Here is a 25549-nt window from a genome sequence, read left to right on the forward strand (position 1 = left end):
TAAGTTTATGTGGAAAGTATCTGAGTTTGGTGATTTAGTGGGGATTTCGCCATCTACATTAAGACGGTGGGAAGAGGAGGGTAAGTTAATCCCAGAAAGAACATTAGGTAATCAACGAATTTATAATGAATCCCATTTAGCAATAGCTAAAAGTTTGAAGTCAGGTAAATACCCAACCAGGGTTGTTATATACTGCCGAGTCTCATCAAACAACCAAAAAGAAGATTTACTGAGCCAAGTAAAAGCAATGGAAAGCTTTTGCTTGGCTCAAGGTGTTTCTGTGACACAAACAATGCAGGAGATTGGAGGAGGATTAAACTTCAAGCGTCCAAAATTTCTGCAAATTATTCAATGGGCGATTGCAGGTGAATTAAAAAGCTTGTATGTAGCACACAAAGATAGCTTATGTAGGTTTGGGTTTGATTTGGTTGAGCAGATTGTACTGTGGGGTGGAGGCAATATTATTGTTGCCAACGCAGAAACGTTATCTCCGCATGAAGAACTAACTCAGGACTTACTTTCAATTGTCCACTGTTTTAGCTCAAGACTTGATGGGTTACGCAAATATAAATCAAAAGTAAAAAAGATTGTAGAAGGTGTTGACCCATGTACAAAATAACGGTTATACTTACTCATATAAGCAGGTTTGAGCAAGTAGAGTAATGTAAGCATTAAAAAAAGAGCTAAAATTAAATAACAAAGAACGCTCTCTGATGCGTGGCCTAGCAGGATTTAAGAGATTTGTTTACAACTATGCTTTAGATTTAATCACGGCAAGCTGGGATTTTGATGGCATCAAAGCGGGTGATTCTCAGCGCTTAGATGCGATTAAGAAAGTATTTACTCAAGTCACAATGAAGAAGAGCGAATATGCGTGGACACGAAAATATCCATCCACAGTATATCAATCAGCTTTTCATTTGAAGAATGCTTTTAGTCGTTGGCGCAAAGGTTTAGCCAAATTCCCAGTTAAAAAGTCAAAAAAGAAGGGAGATTCTTTTACTGTTTACAAAACGTCAGGAATCTATCTTGAAAAAGGGAAGCCAGCAATACCTTTTACTAATAGAGTTGTCATTAATCCAGGTAAGAGAATTCCTCTGCCAGGAATTAAAAGTTTTCGACTTCATGAGGCAATTAACTTTATTTGCAGTTCACAAACATTCACGGTTTCTAGAACTGCGGATAAATGGTTTGTATCCTTCGCTCTAGATACTGAAAAAATCCCACCAATTATTCACCCTATAGAGAAGATTGGTGTGGATCTAGGAGTCAAAACTTTAGCTAGTTGTTCTGATGGCACGACTTATGCCATGCCAATTACCACAAAAATAGCGAAAACCAAGCTTGGTAAATTGCAGTGGCGAAATCGTAACAAGGTACTAGGAAACAAAAAACTAAAAATTAGAGCATCTAAAAACGCTCGGGAGTTTTACGCGCTTGTAGCTAAATCCCATGCTCGAATTGCCAATATTAGGCAAGACGTGACACAAAAGATGACAACTGATTTAAGTCGTAAAGCGTATATAATTCGCATTGAAGACTTAAATGTTCAAGGCATGATTGCCAACAGTAAGTTAGCTGGTGCTGTTAGCGATAACTGTTTTTATGAGATTCGTCGTCAACTCACATATAAGCAATTTTTCTACGGAACAAAAGTCGAATTAGTTGACAGATGGTATCCCAGTTCAAAGATGTGCTGTAAATGCCATCATGTTCAACCGATGACTTTATCCCAAAGGATTTTTTGTTGTGAAAGTTGTGGGCATACACGGGACAGGGACGACAATGCGTCCGTCAATCTTGAGAATGCCCCTAACAATAAAGTAAGGTTGGCTTGACCTGAACTTAACGCCTGTGGACAAGAAGTAGCCGTCTACCTTGGTTGAAGCAGGAAGGAAACGCTAAACGAATCAACAAGTTTGAGGAAGTTTAGGTAAGTTTTTCGGAGCAGAGTTAAATAAAAAGATTTAACTAAATTCTGGGAAATTCCCTATACGGTGGATCTTAAGAACAACATCCTTAGAATAGTGTCACTCAAGTGGCGAACAACTGCACCAAACAGTTCTTCCTTACCTCCGAAGTTTTGATATATGGTGCGTTTGGCAACATGAGCTTCACGAGACAGGATGTCCATATCGATCAAATCATATCCAAGCTCTAAACACACGCGAGTTGCGTCTTCTAACAACTGCTCTACGGCGTGTTTTCAATTTAATAAATAAACCCTGCATTATTACCTAAGAACGAAAACACTAACAACTGCTCTACGGCGTGCTTCGCAAGCATTATTGCGCGGATGGGTAGGTGTAAAACAAGTAGTTCCTATAAAAAGTGCTTCAAACCTTTGATGTGTAAGAATTTAAGCCCCTAGAAAAATAAAAACCATCCGCGCTCCTTATTAAATAAGCTTTTCAGCCATTTTCTCTTGTCATTACCATCCGCGATCGTGCTATGATTAGACCATCCGCGCTACTGCACCTTGAAAATCACATAGAGCAAGCTTTTCAACTCCAAGCAGTTGCAACTTATACGACTCCCTTTTAGGGATTGAAACACTGAAGCATCAATTCCCCATGAAAACTTGGTTACGTTGCAACTTATACGACTCCCTTTTAGGGATTGAAACATTACTACTTATACAAACTATTTTGGAATTTAAGTTGCAACTTATACGACTCCCTTTTAGGGATTGAAACAAAAAGTAGATCGCTTATAGTATCTCGAATTTTGGCATTCGTTGCAACTTATACGACTCCCTTTTAGGGATTGAAACGAGTTGAGCAAAGAGGAAAGTTGAGTTGAGCAAAGAGGAATGTTGCAACTTATACGACTCCCTTTTAGGGATTGAAACACTAAAATCAGAAATACCGAATATTTCATCAAAAGCACAGTTGCAACTTATACGACTCCCTTTTAGGGATTGAAACCTTATATGAAATTAGAAGAATTAAAATCATCTTACGTTGCAACTTATACGACTCCCTTTTAGGGATTGAAACGGGATATGAATCAGCACACTCAAGAAAGATACGAACTGAGCGCGTTGCAACTTATACGACTCCCTTTTAGGGATTGAAACCAACCAGACCAGCCGAGCGTAATGTATCGATTAAAGTAGTTGCAACTTATACGACTCCCTTTTAGGGATTGAAACTACCAACTCAAGTCAATCGGTGCTGACCTCCCCGTTGCAACTTATACGACTCCCTTTTAGGGATTGAAACGCAGAGTTGGGCAATTCCCGAGAAGAGGCTGAGAAGTTGCAACTTATACGACTCCCTTTTAGGGATTGAAACACAACAACTGGCAGCCAATAGCGCACAGAAACGTTGCAACTTATACGACTCCCTTTTAGGGATTGAAACCACACGCTGCTACTATCTTCTGTTGTCCCCTGGTTGCAACTTATACGACTCCCTTTTAGGGATTGAAACATATTTAATACTTGCCATAATAAATTGTGTACTGTTGCGTTGCAACTTATACGACTCCCTTTTAGGGATTGAAACTGCAAATCAAGGTATTACTGTAGATGAATTAGAGGCTCTGTTGCAACTTATACGACTCCCTTTTAGGGATTGAAACGTAGAGTATCACCGGAATAGTACCGGGATTATCACGGTTGCAACTTATACGACTCCCTTTTAGGGATTGAAACATGGTTGGGATGCCGACAATATCAACCAAAAGTATTGTTGCAACTTATACGACTCCCTTTTAGGGATTGAAACATGAGAAAATCTAGGCTTCAACTCGGAAGCCTAGAGTTGCAACTTATACGACTCCCTTTTAGGGATTGAAACGTAATGTAGCGGTAGAAGTATCAAAACTTCCTTTGGTTGCAACTTATACGACTCCCTTTTAGGGATTGAAACATAAAGCGTATGCTGTCTACTCATTTAGAGAGAAGTTGCAACTTATACGACTCCCTTTTAGGGATTGAAACAACTTTTAACAAATCCCTGTATACTTCGCCCAGGTTGCAACTTATACGACTCCCTTTTAGGGATTGAAACACGCGCACGTACAGCACGCAGCTTACGCGCTCGGTTGCAACTTATACGACTCCCTTTTAGGGATTGAAACTTATATAATAAAGTGCAGATTTGTACTACTCCTTGTTGCAACTTATACGACTCCCTTTTAGGGATTGAAACCTTAGTTTGTCTCCCTTACCAAGGACAGAAACTTGCGTTGCAACTTATACGGCTCCCTTTTAGGGATTGAAACTTAAAAACCCGCTCATTTCCGCGCTCAATTAAGTAGTTGCAACTTATACGGCTCCCTTTTAGGGATTGAAACCTCCAGCATTATGCAAGAGGCAAGCCAAGAAGCGAAAAGTTGCAACTTATACGACTCCCTTTTAAGGATTGATACTAAATCTGCCTCTTGTACCCCCTTTATGATTAAGTCCGCGCAGGCGGACTTTGTTTGTATAGCCTCGATTTCCAATCGTTAGGGTAAAAGCAGGGGTGTTTCATTCTTTCTTTACAGAAGAATAATTGAACAAAGTCTTTTCCCTCTAAAACGTATAAAAAATCTTCGGTTTACCGTACTTTTTTATAGTAGTTATTTCTAGTACGGTTATTATGAATTTGATAGTAGTTGAAGCCGAATCACAAAGCTTTTCTCCCAGGAATATTATGAGTATATAAAGCAAAGTCACAAGAACGCAATTTCTACTTATTCATAATACCTATGACACTCATTCGTTACAATCCCTGGCAAGAACTAAACGCTATCCAACGCTTGTTTGAAGATACAAGAGTTCCATTTGAGAAAGATTTTGTGAAAGTTCCGGCTGCTGAACTGACTCAAACAGATGATGCAGTTCATCTCAAATTGGAACTTCCAGGAATGGATGCTAAAGATTTAGATATCCAAGTAACAGAAAACGCTGTTTCTATTAGTGGAGAGCGCAAGTCCCAAACCAAGACTGAAGACAAAGGTACGATACGGACAGAGTTCCACTATGGTAAGATTCAGCGCGTCATTCCATTACCTATCAAAATTCAGAATACTGATGTCAAGGCAGAGTACAAAGATGGGATTTTGAATTTGACGCTGCCTAAAAAAGAGGAAGAAAAGAACAAAGTTGTCAAAGTGAACTTAGAACAGCTTGCGTCTTAATTGGTTGCTTGGGTATTGATTTCCCTTTGCCACAATTAAGTAATAACAATTTGTTAATTTACGAGAAAGCCCAGTCTAAAGACTGGGCTTTCTCGTAATTTTGTTCAAAGCGAATCAGTTCGATGGATAGATTCGATAAGTTCCTCAACTTCTTCATCATTGGAACATTGCTGCACGTGAGATTTAAACCACTCTAATTCTTCCGGTTCCGTGTTTTGCACTTGATATACGAGTAGTGTTCCTGCTACCCGTGCTAAGGTGAGTGGTTCGCAGGGAATGCCATCGAGCAAAAGACTGGCATCTCGATACAGCCGTTCTGCTGCTCTCTCATCAAGTGGTTGTCCCATTTGAAGAGCAATTTCTTGCAAGCTTTGTTGAATCGATTGCTGAATATCCGATGGAAAAGAATCGTTCATCTGGTGTAATCAAAAAGCGCAGTCCACTAAAGTCAATTGTATCTTTTAGTTTCCCCTCTCCCGTGCGATCGCTTTACTGAATATACAAGCTACAAGTTCTTAGCTAGCCATCACACTTGGTTTTTTATTGTATGAGTTCAGTATTATGTATAATATTGTACTTAATACTAATTTCAACTTGAGCTAGCGGTTATCGCTAAAATGCAACCATAATAGGCAGAGAAAATAACCTCTGTCTTTGGAACTACAAGACAAACTTCACGAAAAATGGATGTCCTAATTTAGTGACTCCATTAAGTGTACCCCAAGAGCTATCGGCAGTCTTAGTATAAAAGTTAGCATTATCGCAACTGGCGCTATTGAAAAAAGTAAAAGGACAGTTGTAGGCGAATTGAATTTCCTTGAGTATGCCCTCTTCATCCTTATAAGAGTATTTTGCCCAACCTTGAGCACCAGAATGTCCCGGATTATCTTGCAACCATAATTTTACTTGTTCTCCTTGACTGATTTTTTGGGGAGGAGCAATAACGTAATGTCCGGAAGTTGCTTCGTAATTCTCGAGATTTAAGTCAAACTTTCCTTGTTGATTATCAATGATGATATAACAAGAGAAATCACCTGCGGAAAAAGTACCGTCAGCCACCTTAGCTTTTTGTGCATAAGACACTTCAATATTGTAAGTGCCTTCATTGTTAAATACTTGAAAAATATCTGCATGAAAATCATCAACGTTAATGAGAATAAAGGTAGGGTGCTTTTTCCCAATGTCAGTTCGTGAAGGACAATGAAATCCCGTATTTACATAATTGATTAAAGAATTTTCCAGACCTGAAATGGGTTGATGGGTGTGTCCCATAACCACCAGTTCTGCTTCAGCTTCAAAAGCCAGCTGTTGAGCAAACCATCCCATATAGCTGCCGTTGGCATCAGCCATAATTGCTTTATAGGCAAGTAATGCAGAATGGTTTTTCTCCCGCCATTCCGAAAATAAATTCTCGTAAATAGTCTCAGCTTCTGCAAAGGTAGTTTCCTTCCCCAAAGCTAATTTGATTGGTTGCGTTCTCTCAATACCAGTTGAATTAGCAACAGTGTTAAGAATCAATTTAGCTAAAGATGAGAGTGTATCCCATGCTTGCTGTTCGTTTCCAGTTAATATTTCAATTGGATTGGGAATTGCATCTTTTAAGATTTTCAATAACCCCGGTACTATATCCCAACCAGATGGATCTCCTGAATCGTTTAAGTCAGCAACAGTTTGACCGGGCTTGAGTTGCTTTTGTCGCATGGAAGCAACAGCGCGGGTAATAAATTGACCCAGGGGTAGTGGAGCTATTGGATTGTTTGCATTGTTATAAGGGGCATTGAACATTGTATAGATATGCCCGTGAGTGCAAACAATTTTTTTGTTTTCAGCAATAGGGTAGTAAATATCACCAGGTGATAATTTAATTTTGTAGCCTTTGGGGTTTTGTATCTTATCTAAATCATCCTGGGTAATGGTCATGTCGTGATTGCCACGCACATAGGTAACATTTCCCTCAAGAGCAGTCAAAACCTGGCTCAACTTTCCATGGGAACCAAAAATATTACTGTTGGCTGCAATTATGTCCTCAAAGCAAGGTGGTTCTCGATCTGATGGGTAAGTCCAAAAATCAACTACGTCACCTAAAAGAATCAGTTCTCTAATGGATGGAGCATTTGCAATGACCCAATCTAAAACAGTTGCTAAGTAAGGTTCGTGAAGCTCTTTTTGATACCAGACAGTAGGAGCATTTGTACCAATGTGAATGTCACTTAGGACAACTATTTGATTCTTCATAAAATTTTCTACCAAAAGTCATTACAGTCATAGGCTACGTATATATAGCACTGTCATCCGTGTTTGTACGCATTCTTTTTAAAAAACAGTTCACCAGAAATGCTGTATAGAATTCAGTTTTGAAATGAGCCGCTTCCAGCGCGATCGCGATTTTTCTTTTGAGATGAGCTCGTTGGATTAGCTTCTTTAGGACTTACGCAAAGCTCCCCAATCGAGCGGCTACGGTGGTGTACAGATCTCTAGAAAAGAGATGAAACATCGTGAAAAGGGAGAATTGGAGTTAAGTTCCCCCTTTTTTAAGGGGGGTTAGGGGGGATCGAAACCGCAATGAATGCACTATATAAGACTTGTGTACACCACCGTAGCTTTTTAAGGAGGGATCTGCAACACGTGAAAACCCCAAAATAGCGTTGACGTTGCGTAAGTCGTGTTCTTGTTACACTGTTGTTTTCTAAACAGATGTAGTATAGATTTGTAGTATGTTTTGGATGTGAATAATCATTACTAATTTGTAGTAGAGATCCATGCATTAAAGCGCTACTACGAACAGAATAATATTTTATATTTTTTTCATAGTTGTGTTTTTTCTTGTCTACCTACTTACATTTCATCAATTAGATTTCTAGCAAAAGCGTGTGTTGTTGATGAATATAAAACTGCTACCAGTTTCGCTTTAGATTGCGTCCATTTCAAGCTAGAACATCCGCCACTTAGAGGTTGTTTGAAAGGTGGTTAGCTGTGATTTTACACACTCGGAGATCCCCCCTAGCCCCCCTTAAAAAGGGGGGAAAATACTTTTAAAGTTCCCCAATTTATCGGTAGATTTAGGGGGAACTTGAATGTTTTGCTACTGATGAAAGGACTTTTCAAACATTTTCTTAGAGATATAAAGACATATTTATATATAATAATTATGATTTTACTATTTATAAAGCCGCATCTGCTACTCCATCGTAAATGCAATTGATAGGCAAATTTTTATCAATTTAATAATTATTATTGCGAGATTTAAAGACATATTGTACTGGAAAAATACCGAGTTTAAAATAAAAGTATTTCCGTATTTATAACATTTAATAAGTGAGATTTTTTTAGTAAGCTGAAATGAAATCTTTAAAAAAATAATGAAAATATTTACACATAAATATATACTCAATATCTCAGTAAGTCAGTTTTTCCAGTTTGAGCAATTGGGTACTACTTACAAGACAGAAGTTTTAGCTGGGGTCACGACATTTATGACTATGGCTTACATTTTAGTTGTGAATCCTAGAATTTTATCAAATGCTATATTTCAAGAGCAGCCAGGAGATTTGTTCAATCAGATTCTCATTGCCACTGCCATAACCTCTGCATTTGCAACCGCTTTAATGGGACTGCTCGCAAATTATCCCTTTGCTTTAGCCCCAGCGATGGGTCTCAACGCTTTTTTTGCTTTCTCGGTGGTTTTGGAGTTGAAGGTAAGTTGGCAATTAGCATTAACATCTGTTCTACTTGAAAGTCTAATCTTTATCGGTTTGATTCTCAGTAACATTCATATCCAAATCATCCAAGCCATTCCAGCTTCCCTCAAATACGCTACTGTAGCGGGTATTGGTTTGTTTATTGCCTACATTGGATTGTCTGGTGTTCCTGACGCACCATCCCTAGGAGCAGGTATTATTGTTGCCAGTCAAGCAACCCTAACCACTATAGGTTCCTTTAAACATCCTGCTACCTTAATGTCAGTTTTCGGTTTAATGCTGACCGCAACCTTAATGGTACGTCATATCAAAGGAGCGATACTGTGGGGGATTTTTGCCACAGCACTGTTAGGCTGGACATTGGGAATTGCTCCTTGTCCCGAGAAAATTATCGCTTTACCCAAATTTCCAGACGCTCTGGTAGGTCAAGCATTTATAGGGTTGAACAATATTCAGCCCGACCAGGTGTGGAATCTCATCAGTGTCACACTAACGTTTTTGTTTGTGACTTCTTTTGACACCATTGGTACACTCACTGGTTTGGGACAGCAAGCTGGTTTTATCAATCAAAAAGGTGAATTGCCTCATGCGAGCAAGTCATTGTTAGCTAGTGCGATCGGCATCTCCTTTGGTGCATTGATAGGCACTTCCCCATGCGCGACTTATCTTGAGTCTGCTTCAGGAATATCTGAGGGGGGAAAGAGCGGCTTCACGTCTGTGGTGGTAGCAATCCTTTTTTTACTTTCGCTGTTATTCACTCCTGTCTTTGCAGCAGTCCCTGCTTTTGCTACAGCACCTGCATTGATAATAGTAGGGGTTTTAATGATGAGTAGCGTGCAAAACATCAATTGGAATGACTTATCTGAGGCAATTCCGGCATTTCTTGTTATTGTGACTATGCCTCTAACCTATTCAATTGCAGAAGCATTGGCAATTGGTTTTATTTTCTACCCCTTAATGAAAGCTTCCCAGGGAGTGGCTCATCAACTGAGTAAGCCAGTTTTCTTTTTGGCAGCTATTTCTATGTTGCACTTGATGCTAAAAGCTTAGAGGCTGTTGGGAAATTCTTTGCGATCGCTCTTGGGTGATAGAAAAGCAATTGCTTGTGCAGTACCTAAGCCATTGCTACTCTAGAAAGTGCAAACTGCAACACAAAAAACACATGACCCGAGTTTCACTGGGACGCAACTTGATTGCTGTCACAGCTATTCTCTTCATATTTGTGCCTATCGGTGTAGATGGTCTTTTACTTGCAAAAGCACATATGGCAAATCCAATGTGGTTGCCATATGTGCTTTTGCACTGTGCAATGTCCTTGTTTGCAGCCATTACTATGGGAGTAAGTGCTTTGGCTGTCCTTTGGACTTGCCCAACAACAGATCTGGCTTCGGCTGCTATTGCTGCGCGGATGGGTAGGTGTAGAAAAAGTACTTCTTGAAAAAGTGCTTCAAACCTTTGATGTGTAAGGAGTTAAGTCCCTTGAAATATAAAAACCATCCGCGCACCTTTCCACACAAGCGTTTCAGCTATTTTCTCTTGTCATTCCCATCCGCGATCGTGTTATGATTAGACCAACCGCGCTACCGCACCTTGAAAACTCCATATTGCAAGCATTTCATCTTTTAGCAGTTGCAACTTATACGACTCCCTTCTAGGGATTGAAACTTGAATTGTGCGATCGCATCGACGTACAAATCCAAGTTGCAACTTATACGACTCCCTTCTAGGGATTGAAACTTTACATCAAGAGTTTGAACAACTAAGAGTGAAATGTTGCAACTTATACGACTCCCTTCTAGGGATTGAAACGTTGATTCAATAATTGACTCATTAGGGCAATTTAAGTTGCAACTTATACGACTCCCTTCTAGGGATTGAAACGATTTACTTGGTGGGGAGTAATGATGAAGTTCTGTTGCAACTTATACGACTCCCTTCTAGGGATTGAAACTACCTCCTAGCAAATCATCCCAAAACTTTTGCTCGTTGCAACTTATACGACTCCCTTCTAGGGATTGAAACCTAATTCAGATTGCAGTTGGTCGATAGCAGCAACCAAGTTGCAACTTATACGACTCCCTTCTAGGGATTGAAACTGTCCACTTTCACAGCGAACTAATATGAATATACAGTTGCAACTTATACGACTCCCTTCTAGGGATTGAAACAGAGAGCATCACCCCCGCACATCAGATTGTGATGTGGTTGCAACTTATACGACTCCCTTCTAGGGATTGAAACAATTAACACAAACAGCACCAAGCACGGGATTTGTTAAGTTGCAACTTATACGACTCCCTTCTAGGGATTGAAACGAGTTTATTTTCTCAGAGCACAATACGCCCAACACCGATGTTGCAACTTATACGACTCCCTTCTAGGGATTGAAACGGCAAGCAAGGGTTTGATTATGAAAAGCATACCGGTTGCAACTTATACGACTCCCTTCTAGGGATTGAAACTGGGTCTTAATTGCTGAGATGGCTCAAAGAAAGATAGTTGCAACTTATACGACTCCCTTCTAGGGATTGAAACTGTTTCTCACAATCGAACCTTAGCGACTCTTGGGAAGTTGCAACTTATACGACTCCCTTCTAGGGATTGAAACTTTAAAAATGACATAGTGACTCCTATTGATTGGGGTTGCAACTTATACGACTCCCTTCTAGGGATTGAAACTTGGCGATCCGATTAACCAGGAAATCTCTGAGGTAGTTGCAACTTATACGACTCCCTTCTAGGGATTGAAACGTGTGGTGTGTGTGAGTAAAACCTAAAATATTTACGTTGCAACTTATACGACTCCCTTCTAGGGATTGAAACAGATAAGTCTGATATTGAATCGTTAGTTTTAAAAGGTTGCAACTTATACGACTCCCTTCTAGGGATTGAAACAGCTCGTGAGCGGCTAAATGTCCTTTTTACTAGAAATCAGCGTTGCAACTTATACGACTCCCTTCTAGGGATTGAAACTCGCAATCTGCTGGGGCAAGTAGTGTGCGATCGTTGCAACTTATACGACTCCCTTCTAGGGATTGAAACAGTGATGTACCCCGTTCCGCCTGCGATTCTGCCGGTTGCAACTTATACGACTCCCTTCTAGGGATTGAAACATACTCTTTGATTACTTGAATCATTTTACTTGATGTTGCAACTTATACGACTCCCTTCTAGGGATTGAAACAAAGCAGCAGTAAAGTGAGTATTTGTACTATCATCATAAGTTGCAACTTATACGACTCCCTTCTAGGGATTGAAACAGGAAAAATATCTCTCCTATAAAGTAAGTAAAGCTAGGTTGCAACTTATACGACTCCCTTCTAGGGATTGAAACTACCTTTAGTCGTTTCCTTGCGAAATACTATGCTAGTTGCAACTTATACGACTCCCTTCTAGGGATTGAAACGGAATTCTACCTGATTCAGTCGCAGCAAGCATTCCAGTAAGAATATTTTTAACACGTAGCGAAGACCAAAAATTGCTGGAATTAAAACGAGGCGATTGCGTACCACAAATCACAATCATATAGAGCAGAACTCCTAAGACTGTCTTCAAGGGGATGGAAAGTCAAAGAATTATCATCCTACTTCAATTAGACTACTGGTAAGGTACGTACCACAATACACAGATGGCAACAGCATGGTTTGAAAGGATTGTGGAATGTGCCCCGTCCTGGTCGAACATTGACGATGAAGATAATGAGAGTGGGAGTAAAAATGATTGGCAATCAAACCAAAGGTAAAAGCTTTCGTGGACTTCTTGAATATCTCGAAAATCAGGCTATAGTAAATATATATATAATAAATGTATTTACTATATAGGCAGCGTTAGTCTTTTAACCCGCCGCCATAGTTGTGCTCAATGAATTTACATCTTGCCGACTCCTACTGTTTAGTTGATTACAGGCATCAGTCATGAATAAAACTCGGTACTGGATTGGTGTGGGCTCAAAAGATCGCGTTATTAAGGGTGTAGAAGGAGGCTTTTGTCAACTTTGTCATGGCAAAGCCAATCCGCTTAAGCGACTTGCTGTTGGTGATTGGATTATTTACTATTCTCCTCATAGTGAAATGGGAAGCACAGATGTGGTACAAGCGTTTACGGCAATCGGGCAGATTCTGGAACAAGAGCCGTATCTTTGTGACATGGGCAATGGTTTTGTTCCTTATCGCCGTGATGTGAGATTCATAGCAGCAGAGGAAGCATTGATTCGACCATTGCTCGATGATCTGTCTTTCACTAAAAACAAGAAATCTTGGGGATATATCTTTCGATTGGGGTTGTTTGAAATCTGCCTCACAGATTTTCGGCGAATTGCAACAGCGATGAATGCTTCCGGTTGTACTCTATGACTATTGACTGGGCAAAAGTTTCACGTTTTACCATGCCATCAGAAAGCGCAGGGTATCTGCTTTGGCAAGTCACCCATTTGTGGCAACGTCGAGTTGATGCAGTTCTGGCAGAACTTGACATCACTCATCTACAGTTTGTTGTGTTAGTTGGGATTGGTTGGCTCACAAGTAAAGATGATTTGCTGACTCAGGTGCAACTGGCAGAATTCTGTAAAATTGATGTGATGCAAATTTCTCAAGTGGCGCGAAGATTGGAAGTTAAAGGGTTGGTAACACGCTCTCCTCATCCGACAGATACACGAGCAAAGATGCTAATGCTAACAAATTCTGGCCAAACAATCCTCGAACAAGCACTGCCACTAATTGAGCATTTGGATGCAGAGTTTTTTAGTTGTTGCAATCATGCTGTCTTACTAGCTGAACTCAAAAATCTGCACCTTAACTGTGTCTAATAATTTCTGACAAAGTTGTCTGCTGTTATAAGTTCGCTGTTCTTTCGCCAAGCTCTGTTCGACTACCGATTGATAGGCACTTCCCCATGCGCGAAATTGCACTGTGCAATGTCTTTTTTTGCAGCCATTACTATGGGAGTGAGTGCTTTGGTTGTCCTTTGGACGCGCCCAATGCTTGAGTTGCAACTTATACGACTCCCTCCTAGGGATTGAAACGCGTTGATTTGCTGCATTGTCAGTATCTCAACTGGTGTTGCAACTTATACGACTCCCTCCTAGGGATTGAAACATAAGGAAGATGTGACGTGAAACCATACTCAGGGCTAAAGTTGCAACTTATACGACTCCCTTCTAGGGATTGAAACAACTGCCAAACACTGCTTGTTTGCGGACAATTGACATCTGACCAAGTATTTAGAATTTAAAGTTGACAAATCCGATATATCGCAATATATTAGATATAATGATAGCGATATATCGTGATACATTAACAAAACCAAGAAATTATATATGTTCAGACAATTTCATCCACGTTTTCCCGTACCAGTCCATGCAGGAGTTGAATTTGGCAATGAATTTTTCATGAGTGCGCGACACGGACACAGAGGTTCGTCTAGTAGTGATTGGGGAAATGAGCCTCGCACCCGTCGCGGTGACATCAAATTTATGCTGCTTGGGCTTCTGTCTGAGCGTGCCCAGCATGGTTATGAATTGATTAAAGAGCTAGAAACCCGTCGGGGAGGCTTTCGCCGTCTCAGTCCTGGCTCTGTCTATCCAACGCTTCAGATGTTGGAAGAAGGCGGTTATTTGACTAGCGAGCAAGTCGATGGTAAACGTGTCTACACAATCACCGAGAGTGGTAGACGATTGTTGAGCGATCGCAAAGAGCAGGCTGATTCAAGAAACGCTCATGACAGTTTTATGGAAAGCAAGCCTTCTGAATTAGTTGAGTTGCGGCGTACTTTAACAGAGTTGAATGATGCTGTGACACACATTGCACGCAATGGCAATTTAGAGCAAGCCAATCGAGTACGCGATCTGCTTGTTCAGGTAAAGCGTGAGATCTACAAGTTTCTTGCAGAGTCATAAGTACAGATGGAGTCCAATACTTGTCGGTTAAGCCTAAAAATGCATTTCCCGCGCCCTGGGGACTGGTGAACCCGGAGGGGGGTTTCCCCCCAACCCCACTTCGTGGGGACCCCAAAGCCCACGCAGGTGGGCTTTGTTTGTATAGCCACAGACTTCCAGTCTGTAGGGCTTTTGAGAAATTGGCAAAGGTATTAATTGACTATCAAATTTTATTATCACGATCGGGACTTATCGAAGTTCTGGATAAGATTATTTATCGCTCTTATTGAATTCCAAGAGTCAATCAACATGAATCCGATCGCATTCATGTTAAAATTTACTTATAGTTTGCAGTTGCGCTATTTTTACAGCGCAACTACAAGCAGAATACAAAAATTTTACACTTTGTTAATTAGCTGGTTCATCTCGAACATCTGTATGGGGCTGAGGTTCCCGCAGGCGTTTGGCAATATTTTCTCGACGATAGTTTGCCAGTTCTTCGTAGATTTTTTTACGGGCTACATTCAAGCTTCCTACGGGCTCATGTTCGCTTAAAGTATGCCAAGGTGTAAAAAACATACCTTCATCAAGACGTTGGCGTTCATCAAAATTAAATTTCTGTGCGGGAATTCGTACTGTTGCGACTTTAATAAATGGTGAATCTTCTTCTTTCCATTCCTGCGTTAGCTGTTCGATGGGTGTCTTGTCATCATCCACATAGAACTGAATCATAAAGTCGAAATAAGCATCTTTTCCTTTTTCAGTCAAATATTCAACTATTGCTTCCCGCAGGTAATTTTCTGACTCTGGCAATGTCTCTGGTGAAATTTCGGGTTGCTGGGGTTTCACCGTCATTTTGACAACGCGATCGCCAAACCGAAATGCTGCCATACTCCAATATTGAATTAACAGGGGATTGCCAACTTTTTGGCTACCAAGTCGTTGTATAATACCATAAGATAATTGTAATTCTTGCATCCTTTCCGGTGGCAGTTCTCCGCTACCAGCATGAAAAAGATCTGAATAACCCTGAATATCATTGACAAAGAACGTAGGCCAGTTATTGAGTGTAAAGTCTTGGGTATTTTCTTCATCACTCAAAACTTTGTTACCAGCAACATTCAGAACTTTGATAGCAAAACCGCGTCCATCGGGGTCGCGATCGGAACGAAATTTTCCTCGTTTTTCAGGCGAACCCCCACTAGAAAACCGAATCCATGCAGGATAAGTTTGAGGTGTTTTAAATAGCCCTACACGTAATGCTTCCGGTAAATTTGGCTCAATAATGAATTCACCCCATACTAAGCCATGACTTTTTGCATGTATTTGTCGTCGGTCGGGACCAGTTTGTTGTTGTGCTTGAAAACTGGTTGCTAAAACTGCATCGACCATTTCTGTTTGTTCGGCAGCAGATATATTTGAAATGCTCACGAAATATTTCCCCTCTAACTTAGCAATTTTTATGACTGGCAATGTTCTTAACAAGACAGCTATTTCAAGGGCAGATGGTAGCTATGTATATGCCCTCTGCCTTTTTCACTCAGGACTTACCCATAACCTTCAGCGGGTTGGGGGAATCAACAAAATGTGAACCCCCAAAATATCGTTAAGGTTACGTAAGTTCTGCGTCTATGTAACCATAACAACGAAATCGTCTTTTAGCATAGAGAGTACAAAGAAATTTAGTCTTGCACGTTCTTGCTGGGAATTTGATAGGTTATTGCCAAGGGCAAATTTAACTCAAAGCACTTCGCAGCCTTTGTTCAAGAGCATCTAAGTCTATTCCCAGGTTTCGCAGCACTTTCATTGCGGCTCCTCCTGTACCTCCCGCACCTTCACGAAGAATCCCTAACAATAAATGTTCTGTCCCAATGTAGTTAACACCGAGTTGTTGAGATTCTTCTACCGAGAGTTCTAAGACTCGCTTGGCTCTGGGTGTGTAGGGAATATCTAAAGGCGTGTTACCTTTGCCCCGACCTATAATTTTTTCCACTTCAATCTGTGCTTTTTCCAAGCTTACCCCCACAGAGGTGAGAATTTCTGATGCTATTCCACTCCCTCCGCCAATCAATCCTACTAAAATTTGTTCTGTCCCAATAAACTCATGCCCCAAGCGGCGAGATTCATTTTGCGCGAAAAATATGGCATCGACCGCTTTTTGGGTAAATCTTTCATATCCTGGAAGGCGGAATCTTTCAGACATCAATCCAAACAGTTTTTGAAAGATAGCCTCAAAAAATCTTTCAAACATAAATCCTTCCTCTGTAGGTGTCTTGTGAGTCGCTTGAGGAGCACGATCGCCAAAAATCTCCAAGCGATCGCTTCTTGTTTTCCCCGTGGTTAAAAAAGCAAGCAAATCCTCCATTGTCTCAGCGTTTGCTGAGTACCAGAGAAATTGCCTATCTTTTCGGCTATTGACTAACCCCTCGTTTCGCAACTTCTCCAAGTGGTGCGATAGGGTGGAGTTCGGGATTTTGAGCTTTTCCTGAATCTCTCCCACTGTCATCCCTTGCAGATCGGCTGCAAACAGCAGTCGCATAATTTCAAGCCGTGGTTCCGACCCCAGAGCAGCAAACATATCTGCATAGCGAGCCGTTTCTTCATTAGCCATATTTCTAGAATAATCGAAATAAAAGAGATGTCAATGTTAATTTTCTTATATAGCAATCCTAATTTGATTTATCTGGCTAGACCCGAGCTTACCAAAAGCACGCGGTGGGAGCTACACCGTTTGAGACGATGGTACAGATATCTTGCTTTTGTATTAAAATTGACCATCTTTCCTTCTGACCTCTGCCATCTGCCCTGGGCGCTTTCTTCTGGTAATATGATAAAATTCCCTTTTTTCAGGCAACTAAAATTAACTTTATAAGAAATGAGTGAGGGCAGGCATCTAGTGGTTAGAATTCTCAGATTAGCAGAAATGACATCTCAAGATCTCTCTGCATTGAAGAGACGAGCTGAGTTAAACATCGAACAAGCCCTCTCCATTGCAAAAGAGGTTATCGACCAAATTAGACAGCGTGGCGATGCAGCCTTAATTGAATACGTGAGAAAATTTGACTATGCAGGGGCAGAACTGGAAAACCTGAAAGTCAGCGAACAAGAGTTTGCAGAAGCTCGCGAATCCATTGAACCTGAAATCAAGTCAGCCCTCCATCAGGCATTTGTCAATATAAAAGAAGTCCATGAAAGACAAATGCCTGAAGAAATTCAACTTGCAGAAATTGACAGCGGAATTTTCGCAGGTGAAAAAGTAACGCCGATCGCAAGTGCGGGGCTGTACGTTCCACGAGGAAAAGGCGCTTTTCCATCCGTGATGCTCATGTTAACAATACCAGCAAAAGTGGCTGGTGTGAGCAAAATCATTGTATGTACCCCACCAGACAAAAATGGCAAGGTAGAACCTGCATCTCTTGTCGCTGCAGAAATGGCAGGAGTGAAAGACGTATACAGGCTCGGTGGAATACAAGCGATCGCAGCCATGGCTTTGGGTACGGGAATAGTCCCCAAAGTTGACAAAATTACAGGTCCATGCAATGTCTATGGTTCTGCGGCTAAGAGAATTTTGTACGGAACGGTGGATGTGGGGCTACCAGCCGGACCAAGTGAGTCCATTATCTTAGCGGACGAACACACAGACCCTCAAATTGCAGCCCTCGATCTGTTAGTTGAAGCAGAACACGGTCCGGAATCGGCTGCATTGCTCGTTACCCATGATGAATCCCTGGCTCTTAAAGCTGCTAAGTATGTCAGTGAGTATTTAACTAAACTTCCCCAATGGAGACAAGAGTTTTGCGAGAAAGGTCTTTCTTCTTATGGTGGCATTTTACTCACGCGCAGCTTAGAAGAATCACTGGAATTTGTCAACGAGTATGCTCCAGAACATTTGGAGGTTTTAGTTAAAGAACCTTTCAGCGTACTGGGAAAGATAAAGAACGCAGGAGAAATCTTACTCGGTCCTTACACGCCAATACCTGTAAGTAACTATTGCTTGGGAGTCAATGCTATTCTTCCAACAGGAGGCTTTGCGCGATCGTATTCAGCTGTATCAGTCTTTGACTTCCTCAAGCGGGCGGGAATAGGCTATCTTACTCCAGAAGGCTATGCCAAACTGAAACAGACAACTCAAACACTCGCAACCTACGAAGGTTTTGCAGCCCATGCTATGGCAATTCAAGAAAGAGAAGGGTTATTAGATTAGGGGTTAGGGAAGAGGAATTCATCAACTGGTTCCCGTGTCCTCAATTCATTCACTCATCAACTCGTTCCCAGGTTCTACCTGGGAATGCATTCTTCGAGGCTCCGCCTCGCGTGTTAGCATCAAGACGGAAGGCAGATCTGACCGGGAAAAGCCCCTCAATGGGACAGGGGGTTGGGGTTTTCGCATTTTAAGGAGGAAAATTTGTCAGACAAAGATTTGCAGTATATTCAATCTCTCCAATTTTCTGATGTTAAGGCTGCAAACGCATTAATGCAAGAATTCCTTAATGCTATTCTGCCTTTTAAAATCATTGAAGTGACAATCCGACCATTAGCTGTGTCGCTCAATTCTCTCAATGGATTTTTACTAACAGATGATGGAAGAAAGCTATTTTTTAAAACCCATGTAGAGCCAAAAAGTATCATCAACGAGTACTATAACTCGACAATTTTAGCAGAAGCAGGTTATCCAGTTATTCAACCTATATTTAGTTCTAATGAATGGGGAAAGCAACTTCTAATTTATGAATATGTTGAATATCCATCCCTATTTGATACAATTCGCAAATTAGAACTGGATAACCAACAAAATGCAGATTTTATTGTTTCCCTGCAACAAAAATCTGATGACAATCTCTGGAAGATTTATTTAGAAACACTCCAGATTTTAACAGCAGAGCAACATGAAAAAGCACCAATTCACCAACTGTTTTCTCACAGACTGACTGGCGGACGCTTTGCTACTTTCTACGAAAATACAGATATTATTTTGCCCGGACATACAATTCATTTTTCTTCACTGGCAAAAATGAAATGGATTGTTAATGGAGTGGAATTCAAAGAGACTCTTGGTAGTCTTGTAGAGCAAGCTATCGAGGTTTTAGACCCATCTAAAAGCGAAACTCCATCTATAGTCGGGCATGGAGATGCTCATAATGGTAATGTATTTGTCGATCGAGACAATTCTGCCTTAATCTACTTCGATCCCGCTTTTGCAGGTCGTCACTCGCCCTTTCTTGATTTAACAAAACCACTGTTTCATAATGTGTTTGCAACTTGGATGTATTTTCCTCATGAAGTTGCCAAAACACTTTCTATTGGTTTAGAAATTAAAGACGATACTATTATTGTAAACCACAACTTTGCCCCTACAGAAGTTAAGCTAGCTTTATTACACTCAAAAATTCAACGAGTTCTTGCTCCTTTAATTAAAGAATTGAAATCTAGAGAATGGCTGAATCCACATTGGAAGCAGTATTTAAAGTTAGCTTTATTCTGTTGTCCTTTTCTAACAATGAATCTCAGCGATACTCAAAAGTTTCCTCCTGAAATCACCCTTTTAGGATTAGCTCTGGCGGTTGAAATGGGTAGTGATGTTCGGGGAGCAACGAAAAGCTTAATAGATTCTGAATTAGATGCTGTCGGCTAAATCACTTCATCCTTTTACCCTTCTCATATGTATCAACAACTTACCACTCTCATCTTTGATTTGGATGGAGTTATTACTAGTGAAAAAAAGTATTGGAATACAGCCCGCTTAACTGTCTGGGATTTGATAAGTAGTGACAGCTACCTTGGTTTTAAAAATTACTTTGATGAAGGTGAGATTTTTTTAAGCAATTTGACCTTAGTAGGTGAAAAGGTTATATCCAGTCAGTTTGTTTATGAATTAAAAAGGCGGGCGGTTAACTCAAACTGGGACTTAACCTTTTTTGTCGTGTCTCTGCATTTGCTGGGAATTCTCAATGCAGTGAAAGCAAATTATCCTGAAGCTTGGGCTAGCATTCTCAGCAATCCTCTTTCTGTTAAAGAGGAGTTAGTAAGATTGAAAAATTTCTTATCAAAAAATAACTATACTTCAACAATTAGCGATGCTTTAATTGAGAAGTTTTGGGAGGAAACTCAAATTTTAACAGGAACAGATGTAGTTGAGTATGTCAGTTCGTTCTCAGAAAAAATTTTGGGAGCAAAGTTAAGTTACCTCCAACCTAAAGGAGATTTATGGCAGCTTTGCTATCATAACTTTCAAGAATGGTATGAAACCAAAGGTAGCGGAGTTCTTCCGGATGAGGATACGATCTTAGACCTAGAAAGTATTAGGTTACTATTGGAAAACTTACGCGATCGCTATACTTTAGGAATCGCAACAGGAAGACCGAGAAATGAAGTGATTCAGCCCTTGTCCCAACTGGGGGTGCTCGAATACTTTGACCAAAAACGTATTGTTACATATGACGAAGTTTTAGACGCAGAGGCAATTCTATCTCGTTCTAGTAACAGTCAGAAACTTGGAAAACCCCACCCATTTGTCGTACTTAAAGCACTTTATCCCGATGAAAATGTTGAAATTTTCTGTTCAAAAGAATTTCAATCTTTAGACCGCAAGTATGCAGCTTATATTGGTGATGCTACGAGTGATGTTGTTGCAGCCAAACAAGCTGGATGTCTATCTATTGGGGTATTGACTGGGGTATTTGGAGATAAGATGGCTTCCATGCAACAAAGTATGCTCAAAAATGTCGGATGTGATGTTATCTTAAACAGTGTACTTGAGTTACCAATGTTGCTGGGAAATAACCTTTAAATATTATTTGAAACAATGGATTATTTAGTTAACGAACATATTAAGGGGATCGCTCCGAAAGAACCCAGACGGGCTAAAGGGAGTGATGCTATTCGTCTGGATAAAGGTGAGTTACCTTACCCACCCTCACCCCACGTTATTGCAGCGATTACAAATGCAGTGACGACAATCAATAGATATCCAGAGATACTTGGAGGTCAGCTCCGAGAAGCACTAGCCAAGTATACTGGTGCAAAGGAACAGCAGATTTTTATCGGTAATGGCTCGGACGATTTGATCGAACTGATTGCTAAAGTCTTTGTCAAACCGGGAGAAGAAGTCATCATCCCAGTTCCAACCTTTTTTGTGTATTTTCTCAGTACTCAAGTTGTCAATGGAAATCCAGTTTTAGTCCATAGAACTGGGGACTTTGGGCTTGATGTTGAGGCTATAGTGCAGAAAGTTACTCCCAAAACGAAGGTTTTGTTTATTGCTAACCCCAACAATCCCACAGCTAACCTGATTCCACGAGAGATTATCCAGGAAATTCTGGAGCGTGTAGAGTGCATGGTGGTTGTAGATGAGTGTTACTATGAAATTTGCCGGGAAACTGTAGCAGACCTTGTCGATCGCTATCCAAATCTCATCATTTTACGCAGCTTATCAAAAAGCTTTGGCTTGGCGGGTCTGAGGGTGGGTTACGGAATTGCCAATGAGACTGTGGTGGATTATCTCTACCGCGCATCCCAAATGTTTAACGTGAATAAGTTAGCCATAGTAGGTGCGATCGCAGCACTAGAAGACATGGAGTATGTCTATTCTAATATTCAGCAAATTTGCCAAGACAGGGAGTATTTAGCTGGGGAACTGGAAAATCTTGGGTTCTTTGTTTGTCCTTCTGCAACCAACTTTCTTTTAGTCCATACAAAACCACTCAACATTCCCTCCATAGATTTGGTTCAAGCACTCCAAGCCAAAAATATTTTTGTACAGGATTTTGGTTTAAAACCAGGATTAGATGCGTACTATTTCAGAACATCTATCGGTAGTTCCGATGAAAATCAGGCATTAATGACACTAATAAAGGAAGCTGTCAACTTTTTGCAGAAGTAGTGTCTTTAACCGATTGTATAAATTTAGCTTTTTTTAAGATTTCGATCTCGGTATTTTTCAGGCAAATTGAAGTACATCGGTAAAGGTGCAAAGCATTGCAGCCCATATAAATCAGCACGATTTTATTAGTTTGAAGATTTGTCATCTACCTAAGAAAGGAATTATTTATATTTCTTTAGGGTGGTGCGATTGTATGAAGAAAATTAACATTCTTATATTAAGTGCCTTATTTTAAAGAATAAAAACATAAAAACTTATGTATAGTAAATCGATGTCAATTAAAGAAAAGGAAACAATATATCATATTGAATTGGTTAAGCATGGAGTTAAATATGATGTGGCTGCAAGAGCAGCTAAGATTTTAGCTTTTGGATTAGATGAAGAAACCCTAACTGAAGAAGAGAAACAACTCGTTAAAGAGGCTTGTAAAATCTGGCTAAAACAGCATCAACGTATAAATTCAATCCTATCAAAATATTAAGAAACTCAAGAAGTGGTGAAATATAAAAATAAGAGTGAAGACTGCTAATGGCTAATAGCTAATGGATAATAGCTAATTGCTTTTTGAGCATTAGCTATTAGCAATCTAAATTTTTTACAAATGATTTAGGATTGCTATATTACACATATTTGTCCAAAAACTTCTCTATTGAGATTTACCTAATACAGCCTACTGCTATTTTTAGTGCTGTCGAACTTACTAGGGCTGTTCTCAATACCCACCAGTAATAACCGAGGAAACTTGAGCGACTTAAATTTTTCCTCCCAGGACTTCTAAAATTTCGGTCACTCCAGCTTTTTGTGCCTCTAGCTCCTGAATCTTAGTCAGTAGTCGCTTGGGAATATACTTGCTCTTTTTGGTAATGCGATCGCCCTCAATCCAAACCTCATAGTGATACCAAGGTTGGGGATAATCTTTACCATTGAGGGTAATAGTCTTCCATTGAATGGAACCAGTACCTGAGCCTTTGTTTCGGCGGGGTTTACTGGGGTTATTCTTACTGGTGGGTAGCGCCTGTTCCCCGGCTTTACTGGGGTTGTTTTTACTGGTGGGTAGCGCCTGTTCCCCGGCTTTACTGGGGTTGTTTTTACTGGTGGGTAATGCCTGTTCCCCGGAATTACTGGGGTTGTTTTTACTGGTGGGTAGTGCCTGTTCCCCGGAATTACTGGGGTTGTTTTTACTGGTGGGTAATGCCTGTTCCCCGGAATTACTGGGGTTGTTTTTACTGGTAGATAAGAACTCTTGTAGAAATTTACTAGGGCTGTTTTCCTTACCCACCAGTAAAACGTCTCTACCCAGTATTGCCAAAATTTCTCTGACTGGTCGTTTCTGCTTCTCTGCCTGTTGAACCAGTTCTAGCAAATGTTTGGGAATGTACTTGCTTTTTTTTCGATCGTTCTCCTTCCAGTGATAATAGGCTTGCGGGTAATCTTTTCCATTCTTGGTAATGGTGCGCCAGTAGATAGTACCGTTACCTTCGCCACGAATTCTGCGATTTTTACTAGGTCTATCTTTACTGGTGGGTAAGTCATGAGTGGGGTTGTTTTCACCAGAGTAGGGATTGGACTGTTCAAGATTTTTACTAGGGCTATTTACAGTACCCCCCAGTAATAACTGACCAACACCGCTAGCATCCTCTGAATCTGACAGCTTGCCAACATCAGAACCATTGGTGGAAGTTGACTTCTGTAACCAATGCTGTCCTATTTGGTTCTCTCGTACAAAACCTGTACGACTTTTATCTGAGACTGTTGAGGTAGACGACTCGATATAAGGCGATCGCTCCGAAATATTCCATCGTCCTTGCTCGTTCTTAGTATTCCCATTTAGATGCTTTAAGTTGGAGTCATCAGCAAAACTTTCAGCCGCTAGCCAAGTTAAATCTTGTGGAATGAACCGCGTCAGTCTCAATAACAACTCAGGCTCAACGGGAATGGCTGTGTTTTTCCCATTCCAGACAACTAAAACAGATTTCTGTTGCTTTCCACAAACAGTTCCTTCTACAGTGCTGTTTCTCAAACGAACGCGATCTCCTACAGACCAAACATCATCGGGATCTGCTGGTTCGTCTCCCCATTCTTCGTTATCCAACCAACCGCGAACTATAAACCATTGATGCTCGGTTATAGTAGCAATCATGATTTCACCTCGACAATCGAAACACTGTAAAGCCTGCCATAACCGAAATTGAAAGCCTGTAAGATGAAGGGTAATAGCGATCGCAAAACGCTATTGCCTTACGAGCGAGCGCACTAAATCCCTGGGCTTCATCTTTAGAGAAATTTTTGGTTTTGTGAGTCGTGGGTTTGAGCTTTGCCATTCAAAGCACCTCCTTGACGACAGTATAGTGAGACCAAACGAGCAAGCAGGTTGCTTGAGCTAGGTAATATATCCCTTGTGTTTCCGAATTGTTTTGAGTCATAATAGCGGTAGATAAAAACTACAAAATTGTAGCCCCTGTCCTCCGAGACAAGGGCGTATTTTTAGTTCCCGTGCAACCTTCAACTAGGAAATTGCACTTCCACAACTGATTTGTTATTGTTGAAATAACAAACAGATGTTTTTTCATTACAAAAATTGCTAATGAGAAAATAGTATAGCAAAAATTGCTATTTAGCAAGAAGATGGATCACCAGCAAATTTTGATTAAGGCGATTAGGGAAAGTGGGTTGACCGCCAGAGAGATTTCTGAGGCGACAGGAGTCAACGAGAGTAGCCTCAGTCGATTTATGAATGGTAAGCAAGATCTAAGAGCTGGCGATTACTTTGCTGTATTAAATTTTCTCCCAGAGGAAGCCAAAAACCCTGCGAAATCTCGTCTGGCGATGGATTCTCCCGTGAGTTTAAAAGTGCTGATCGCGCAAGCAACAGATACAGAAAAGGCAGAAGTTTTGTTTGCGCTCGGGCATTTATTTCTGAAAGAGCATAAAAACACAGAAGCAGTAGATTTACTTCCCGCAGCTTCTTGA

The 25549-nt window shown here is 40.6% G+C and carries 19 protein-coding genes, 3 pseudogenes and 2 CRISPR repeat arrays; of the genes and pseudogenes, 14 read left to right on the forward strand and 8 right to left on the reverse strand.

The genetic code is table 11. The features are described from left to right. Positions 1-7 precede the first annotated feature (7 nt). Positions 8-619 (forward strand): IS607 family transposase, encoded by a 612-nt coding sequence (locus AB0756_RS10065; RefSeq protein ID WP_038081756.1) that lies wholly within the window; start codon positions 8-10, stop codon positions 617-619. 67 nt (positions 620-686) lie between these two features. Next, positions 687-1838 (forward strand): annotated as a pseudogene (locus AB0756_RS10070) (RNA-guided endonuclease InsQ/TnpB family protein); the annotation flags it as partial. 152 nt (positions 1839-1990) lie between these two features. On the opposite strand, the gene AB0756_RS10075 reads toward AB0756_RS10070, so the two are convergent. Further along, positions 1991-2188 (reverse strand): TetR/AcrR family transcriptional regulator, encoded by a 198-nt coding sequence (locus AB0756_RS10075; protein ID WP_038081758.1) that lies wholly within the window; start codon positions 2186-2188, stop codon positions 1991-1993. Positions 2189-2517: 329 nt separating this feature from the next. Further along, positions 2518-4377: a CRISPR direct-repeat array (repeat unit 37 nt; unit sequence GTTGCAACTTATACGACTCCCTTTTAGGGATTGAAAC). 321 nt (positions 4378-4698) lie between these two features. Here AB0756_RS10075 and AB0756_RS10080 point away from each other — a divergent pair. Continuing rightward, positions 4699-5130, forward strand: coding sequence for an Hsp20/alpha crystallin family protein (locus AB0756_RS10080; protein ID WP_038090887.1), 432 nt, complete (start codon positions 4699-4701; stop codon positions 5128-5130). Positions 5131-5234: 104 nt separating this feature from the next. Here the strand turns inward: AB0756_RS10080 and AB0756_RS10085 are convergent, their stop codons facing one another. Together AB0756_RS10085 and AB0756_RS10090 are read right to left on the reverse strand one after the other, a co-directional pair. Continuing rightward, positions 5235-5546 (reverse strand): hypothetical protein, encoded by a 312-nt coding sequence (locus tag AB0756_RS10085; RefSeq protein ID WP_038090889.1) that lies wholly within the window; start codon positions 5544-5546, stop codon positions 5235-5237. Between the two features lie 244 nt (positions 5547-5790). Further along, on the reverse strand, positions 5791-7365 hold the full coding sequence (locus tag AB0756_RS10090) for a metallophosphoesterase (protein WP_038090892.1): 1575 nt from the start codon (positions 7363-7365) through the stop codon (positions 5791-5793). A 1124-nt stretch (positions 7366-8489) separates the two neighbouring features. Here AB0756_RS10090 and AB0756_RS10095 point away from each other — a divergent pair. The 5 genes from AB0756_RS10095 (at position 8490) to AB0756_RS10115 (ending at position 14721) form a co-directional block, all read left to right on the forward strand. After that, positions 8490-9878: an NCS2 family permease gene (locus AB0756_RS10095; protein ID WP_050046108.1), complete on the forward strand. Its 1389-nt coding sequence runs from the start codon at positions 8490-8492 to the stop codon at positions 9876-9878. A gap of 112 nt (positions 9879-9990) precedes the next feature. Then, positions 9991-10266 carry a hypothetical protein gene (locus AB0756_RS10100; protein ID WP_038090894.1) on the forward strand — a complete coding sequence of 92 codons (276 nt, stop codon included), beginning with the start codon at positions 9991-9993 and terminating at the stop codon, positions 10264-10266. Positions 10267-10456: 190 nt separating this feature from the next. Next, positions 10457-12234: a CRISPR direct-repeat array (repeat unit 37 nt; unit sequence GTTGCAACTTATACGACTCCCTTCTAGGGATTGAAAC). A gap of 508 nt (positions 12235-12742) precedes the next feature. Next, positions 12743-13180 (forward strand): EVE domain-containing protein, encoded by a 438-nt coding sequence (locus AB0756_RS10105; RefSeq protein ID WP_038076295.1) that lies wholly within the window; start codon positions 12743-12745, stop codon positions 13178-13180. Continuing rightward, positions 13177-13632 carry a MarR family winged helix-turn-helix transcriptional regulator gene (locus tag AB0756_RS10110; RefSeq protein ID WP_050046107.1) on the forward strand — a complete coding sequence of 152 codons (456 nt, stop codon included), beginning with the start codon at positions 13177-13179 and terminating at the stop codon, positions 13630-13632. Before AB0756_RS10105 ends, AB0756_RS10110 begins: the two co-directional genes overlap by 4 nt. Positions 13633-14142: 510 nt before the next feature. Continuing rightward, on the forward strand, positions 14143-14721 hold the full coding sequence (locus AB0756_RS10115; RefSeq protein ID WP_038076297.1) for a PadR family transcriptional regulator: 579 nt from the start codon (positions 14143-14145) through the stop codon (positions 14719-14721). 387 nt (positions 14722-15108) lie between these two features. Here the strand turns inward: AB0756_RS10115 and AB0756_RS10120 are convergent, their stop codons facing one another. The 3 genes and pseudogenes from AB0756_RS10120 to AB0756_RS10130 form a co-directional block, all read right to left on the reverse strand. Next, a complete protein-coding gene (locus AB0756_RS10120) occupies positions 15109-16131 on the reverse strand; it encodes a catalase family protein (protein ID WP_038076299.1) in 1023 nt (340 codons plus the stop codon). Between the two features lie 322 nt (positions 16132-16453). Next, positions 16454-16903: pseudogene (locus tag AB0756_RS10125) on the reverse strand (Clp protease N-terminal domain-containing protein); the annotation flags it as partial. A gap of 159 nt (positions 16904-17062) precedes the next feature. Continuing rightward, positions 17063-17311 (reverse strand): annotated as a pseudogene (locus tag AB0756_RS10130) (ArsR/SmtB family transcription factor); the annotation flags it as partial. 312 nt (positions 17312-17623) lie between these two features. On the opposite strand from AB0756_RS10130, the gene hisD reads away from it, so the two are divergent. The 5 genes from hisD (at position 17624) to AB0756_RS10155 (ending at position 23060) form a co-directional block, all read left to right on the forward strand. Beyond that, complete coding sequence (hisD, locus tag AB0756_RS10135; RefSeq protein WP_202048580.1) at positions 17624-18904, forward strand: histidinol dehydrogenase; 1281 nt, start codon at positions 17624-17626, stop codon at positions 18902-18904. 201 nt (positions 18905-19105) lie between these two features. After that, positions 19106-20332, forward strand: coding sequence for an aminoglycoside phosphotransferase/kinase family protein (locus AB0756_RS10140; protein ID WP_038076396.1), 1227 nt, complete (start codon positions 19106-19108; stop codon positions 20330-20332). Positions 20333-20359: 27 nt separating this feature from the next. After that, entirely contained in the window at positions 20360-21487 is a 1128-nt protein-coding gene (locus tag AB0756_RS10145) for an HAD family hydrolase (RefSeq protein ID WP_038076304.1), read from the forward strand. A 15-nt stretch (positions 21488-21502) separates the two neighbouring features. After that, positions 21503-22579: a histidinol-phosphate transaminase gene (hisC, locus tag AB0756_RS10150; RefSeq protein ID WP_038076305.1), complete on the forward strand. Its 1077-nt coding sequence runs from the start codon at positions 21503-21505 to the stop codon at positions 22577-22579. A gap of 271 nt (positions 22580-22850) precedes the next feature. Then, positions 22851-23060, forward strand: coding sequence for a hypothetical protein (locus AB0756_RS10155; RefSeq protein WP_038076399.1), 210 nt, complete (start codon positions 22851-22853; stop codon positions 23058-23060). Positions 23061-23330: 270 nt separating this feature from the next. On the opposite strand, the gene AB0756_RS10160 is transcribed toward AB0756_RS10155, so the two are convergent. Together AB0756_RS10160 and AB0756_RS10165 are read right to left on the reverse strand one after the other, a co-directional pair. After that, the gene (locus AB0756_RS10160) at positions 23331-24719 is read right to left on the reverse strand and encodes a hypothetical protein (protein WP_202048578.1); all 1389 of its coding nucleotides are present in this window, start codon (positions 24717-24719) and stop codon (positions 23331-23333) included. Between the two features lie 4 nt (positions 24720-24723). After that, positions 24724-24900, reverse strand: coding sequence for a hypothetical protein (locus AB0756_RS10165; RefSeq protein WP_153021617.1), 177 nt, complete (start codon positions 24898-24900; stop codon positions 24724-24726). Positions 24901-25204: 304 nt separating this feature from the next. Between AB0756_RS10165 and AB0756_RS10170 the strand changes: the two genes are divergently transcribed. Further along, positions 25205-25549 carry a helix-turn-helix domain-containing protein gene (locus tag AB0756_RS10170; protein WP_038076308.1) on the forward strand — a complete coding sequence of 115 codons (345 nt, stop codon included), beginning with the start codon at positions 25205-25207 and terminating at the stop codon, positions 25547-25549.

Origin of the sequence: Tolypothrix campylonemoides VB511288_2, assembly GCF_045999855.1 — a bacterium.
In the GTDB taxonomy this organism is placed as follows: Bacteria; Cyanobacteriota; Cyanobacteriia; order Cyanobacteriales; family Nostocaceae; genus Scytonema; species Scytonema bouteillei_A.

Bases quoted from the DNA above. Each gene is read 5' to 3' on its own strand.
- AB0756_RS10100 (WP_038090894.1), top strand. From the start codon at position 9,991: ATGACCCGAGTTTCACTGGGACGCAACTTGATTGCTGTCACAGCTATT.
- AB0756_RS10080 (WP_038090887.1), top strand. From the start codon at position 4,699: ATGACACTCATTCGTTACAATCCCTGGCAAGAACTAAACGCTATCCAA.
- AB0756_RS10110 (WP_050046107.1), top strand. From the start codon at position 13,177: ATGACTATTGACTGGGCAAAAGTTTCACGTTTTACCATGCCATCAGAA.
- AB0756_RS10115 (WP_038076297.1), top strand. From the start codon at position 14,143: ATGTTCAGACAATTTCATCCACGTTTTCCCGTACCAGTCCATGCAGGA.
- AB0756_RS10160 (WP_202048578.1), bottom strand. From the start codon at position 24,719: ATGATTGCTACTATAACCGAGCATCAATGGTTTATAGTTCGCGGTTGG.
- hisD (WP_202048580.1), top strand. From the start codon at position 17,624: ATGACATCTCAAGATCTCTCTGCATTGAAGAGACGAGCTGAGTTAAAC.
- AB0756_RS10090 (WP_038090892.1), bottom strand. From the start codon at position 7,365: ATGAAGAATCAAATAGTTGTCCTAAGTGACATTCACATTGGTACAAAT.
- AB0756_RS10165 (WP_153021617.1), bottom strand. From the start codon at position 24,900: ATGGCAAAGCTCAAACCCACGACTCACAAAACCAAAAATTTCTCTAAA.
- AB0756_RS10155 (WP_038076399.1), top strand. From the start codon at position 22,851: ATGTCAATTAAAGAAAAGGAAACAATATATCATATTGAATTGGTTAAG.
- AB0756_RS10170 (WP_038076308.1), top strand. From the start codon at position 25,205: ATGGATCACCAGCAAATTTTGATTAAGGCGATTAGGGAAAGTGGGTTG.
- hisC (WP_038076305.1), top strand. From the start codon at position 21,503: ATGGATTATTTAGTTAACGAACATATTAAGGGGATCGCTCCGAAAGAA.
- AB0756_RS10145 (WP_038076304.1), top strand. From the start codon at position 20,360: ATGTATCAACAACTTACCACTCTCATCTTTGATTTGGATGGAGTTATT.
- AB0756_RS10065 (WP_038081756.1), top strand. From the start codon at position 8: ATGTGGAAAGTATCTGAGTTTGGTGATTTAGTGGGGATTTCGCCATCT.
- AB0756_RS10095 (WP_050046108.1), top strand. From the start codon at position 8,490: ATGAAAATATTTACACATAAATATATACTCAATATCTCAGTAAGTCAG.
- AB0756_RS10085 (WP_038090889.1), bottom strand. From the start codon at position 5,546: ATGAACGATTCTTTTCCATCGGATATTCAGCAATCGATTCAACAAAGC.
- AB0756_RS10105 (WP_038076295.1), top strand. From the start codon at position 12,743: ATGAATAAAACTCGGTACTGGATTGGTGTGGGCTCAAAAGATCGCGTT.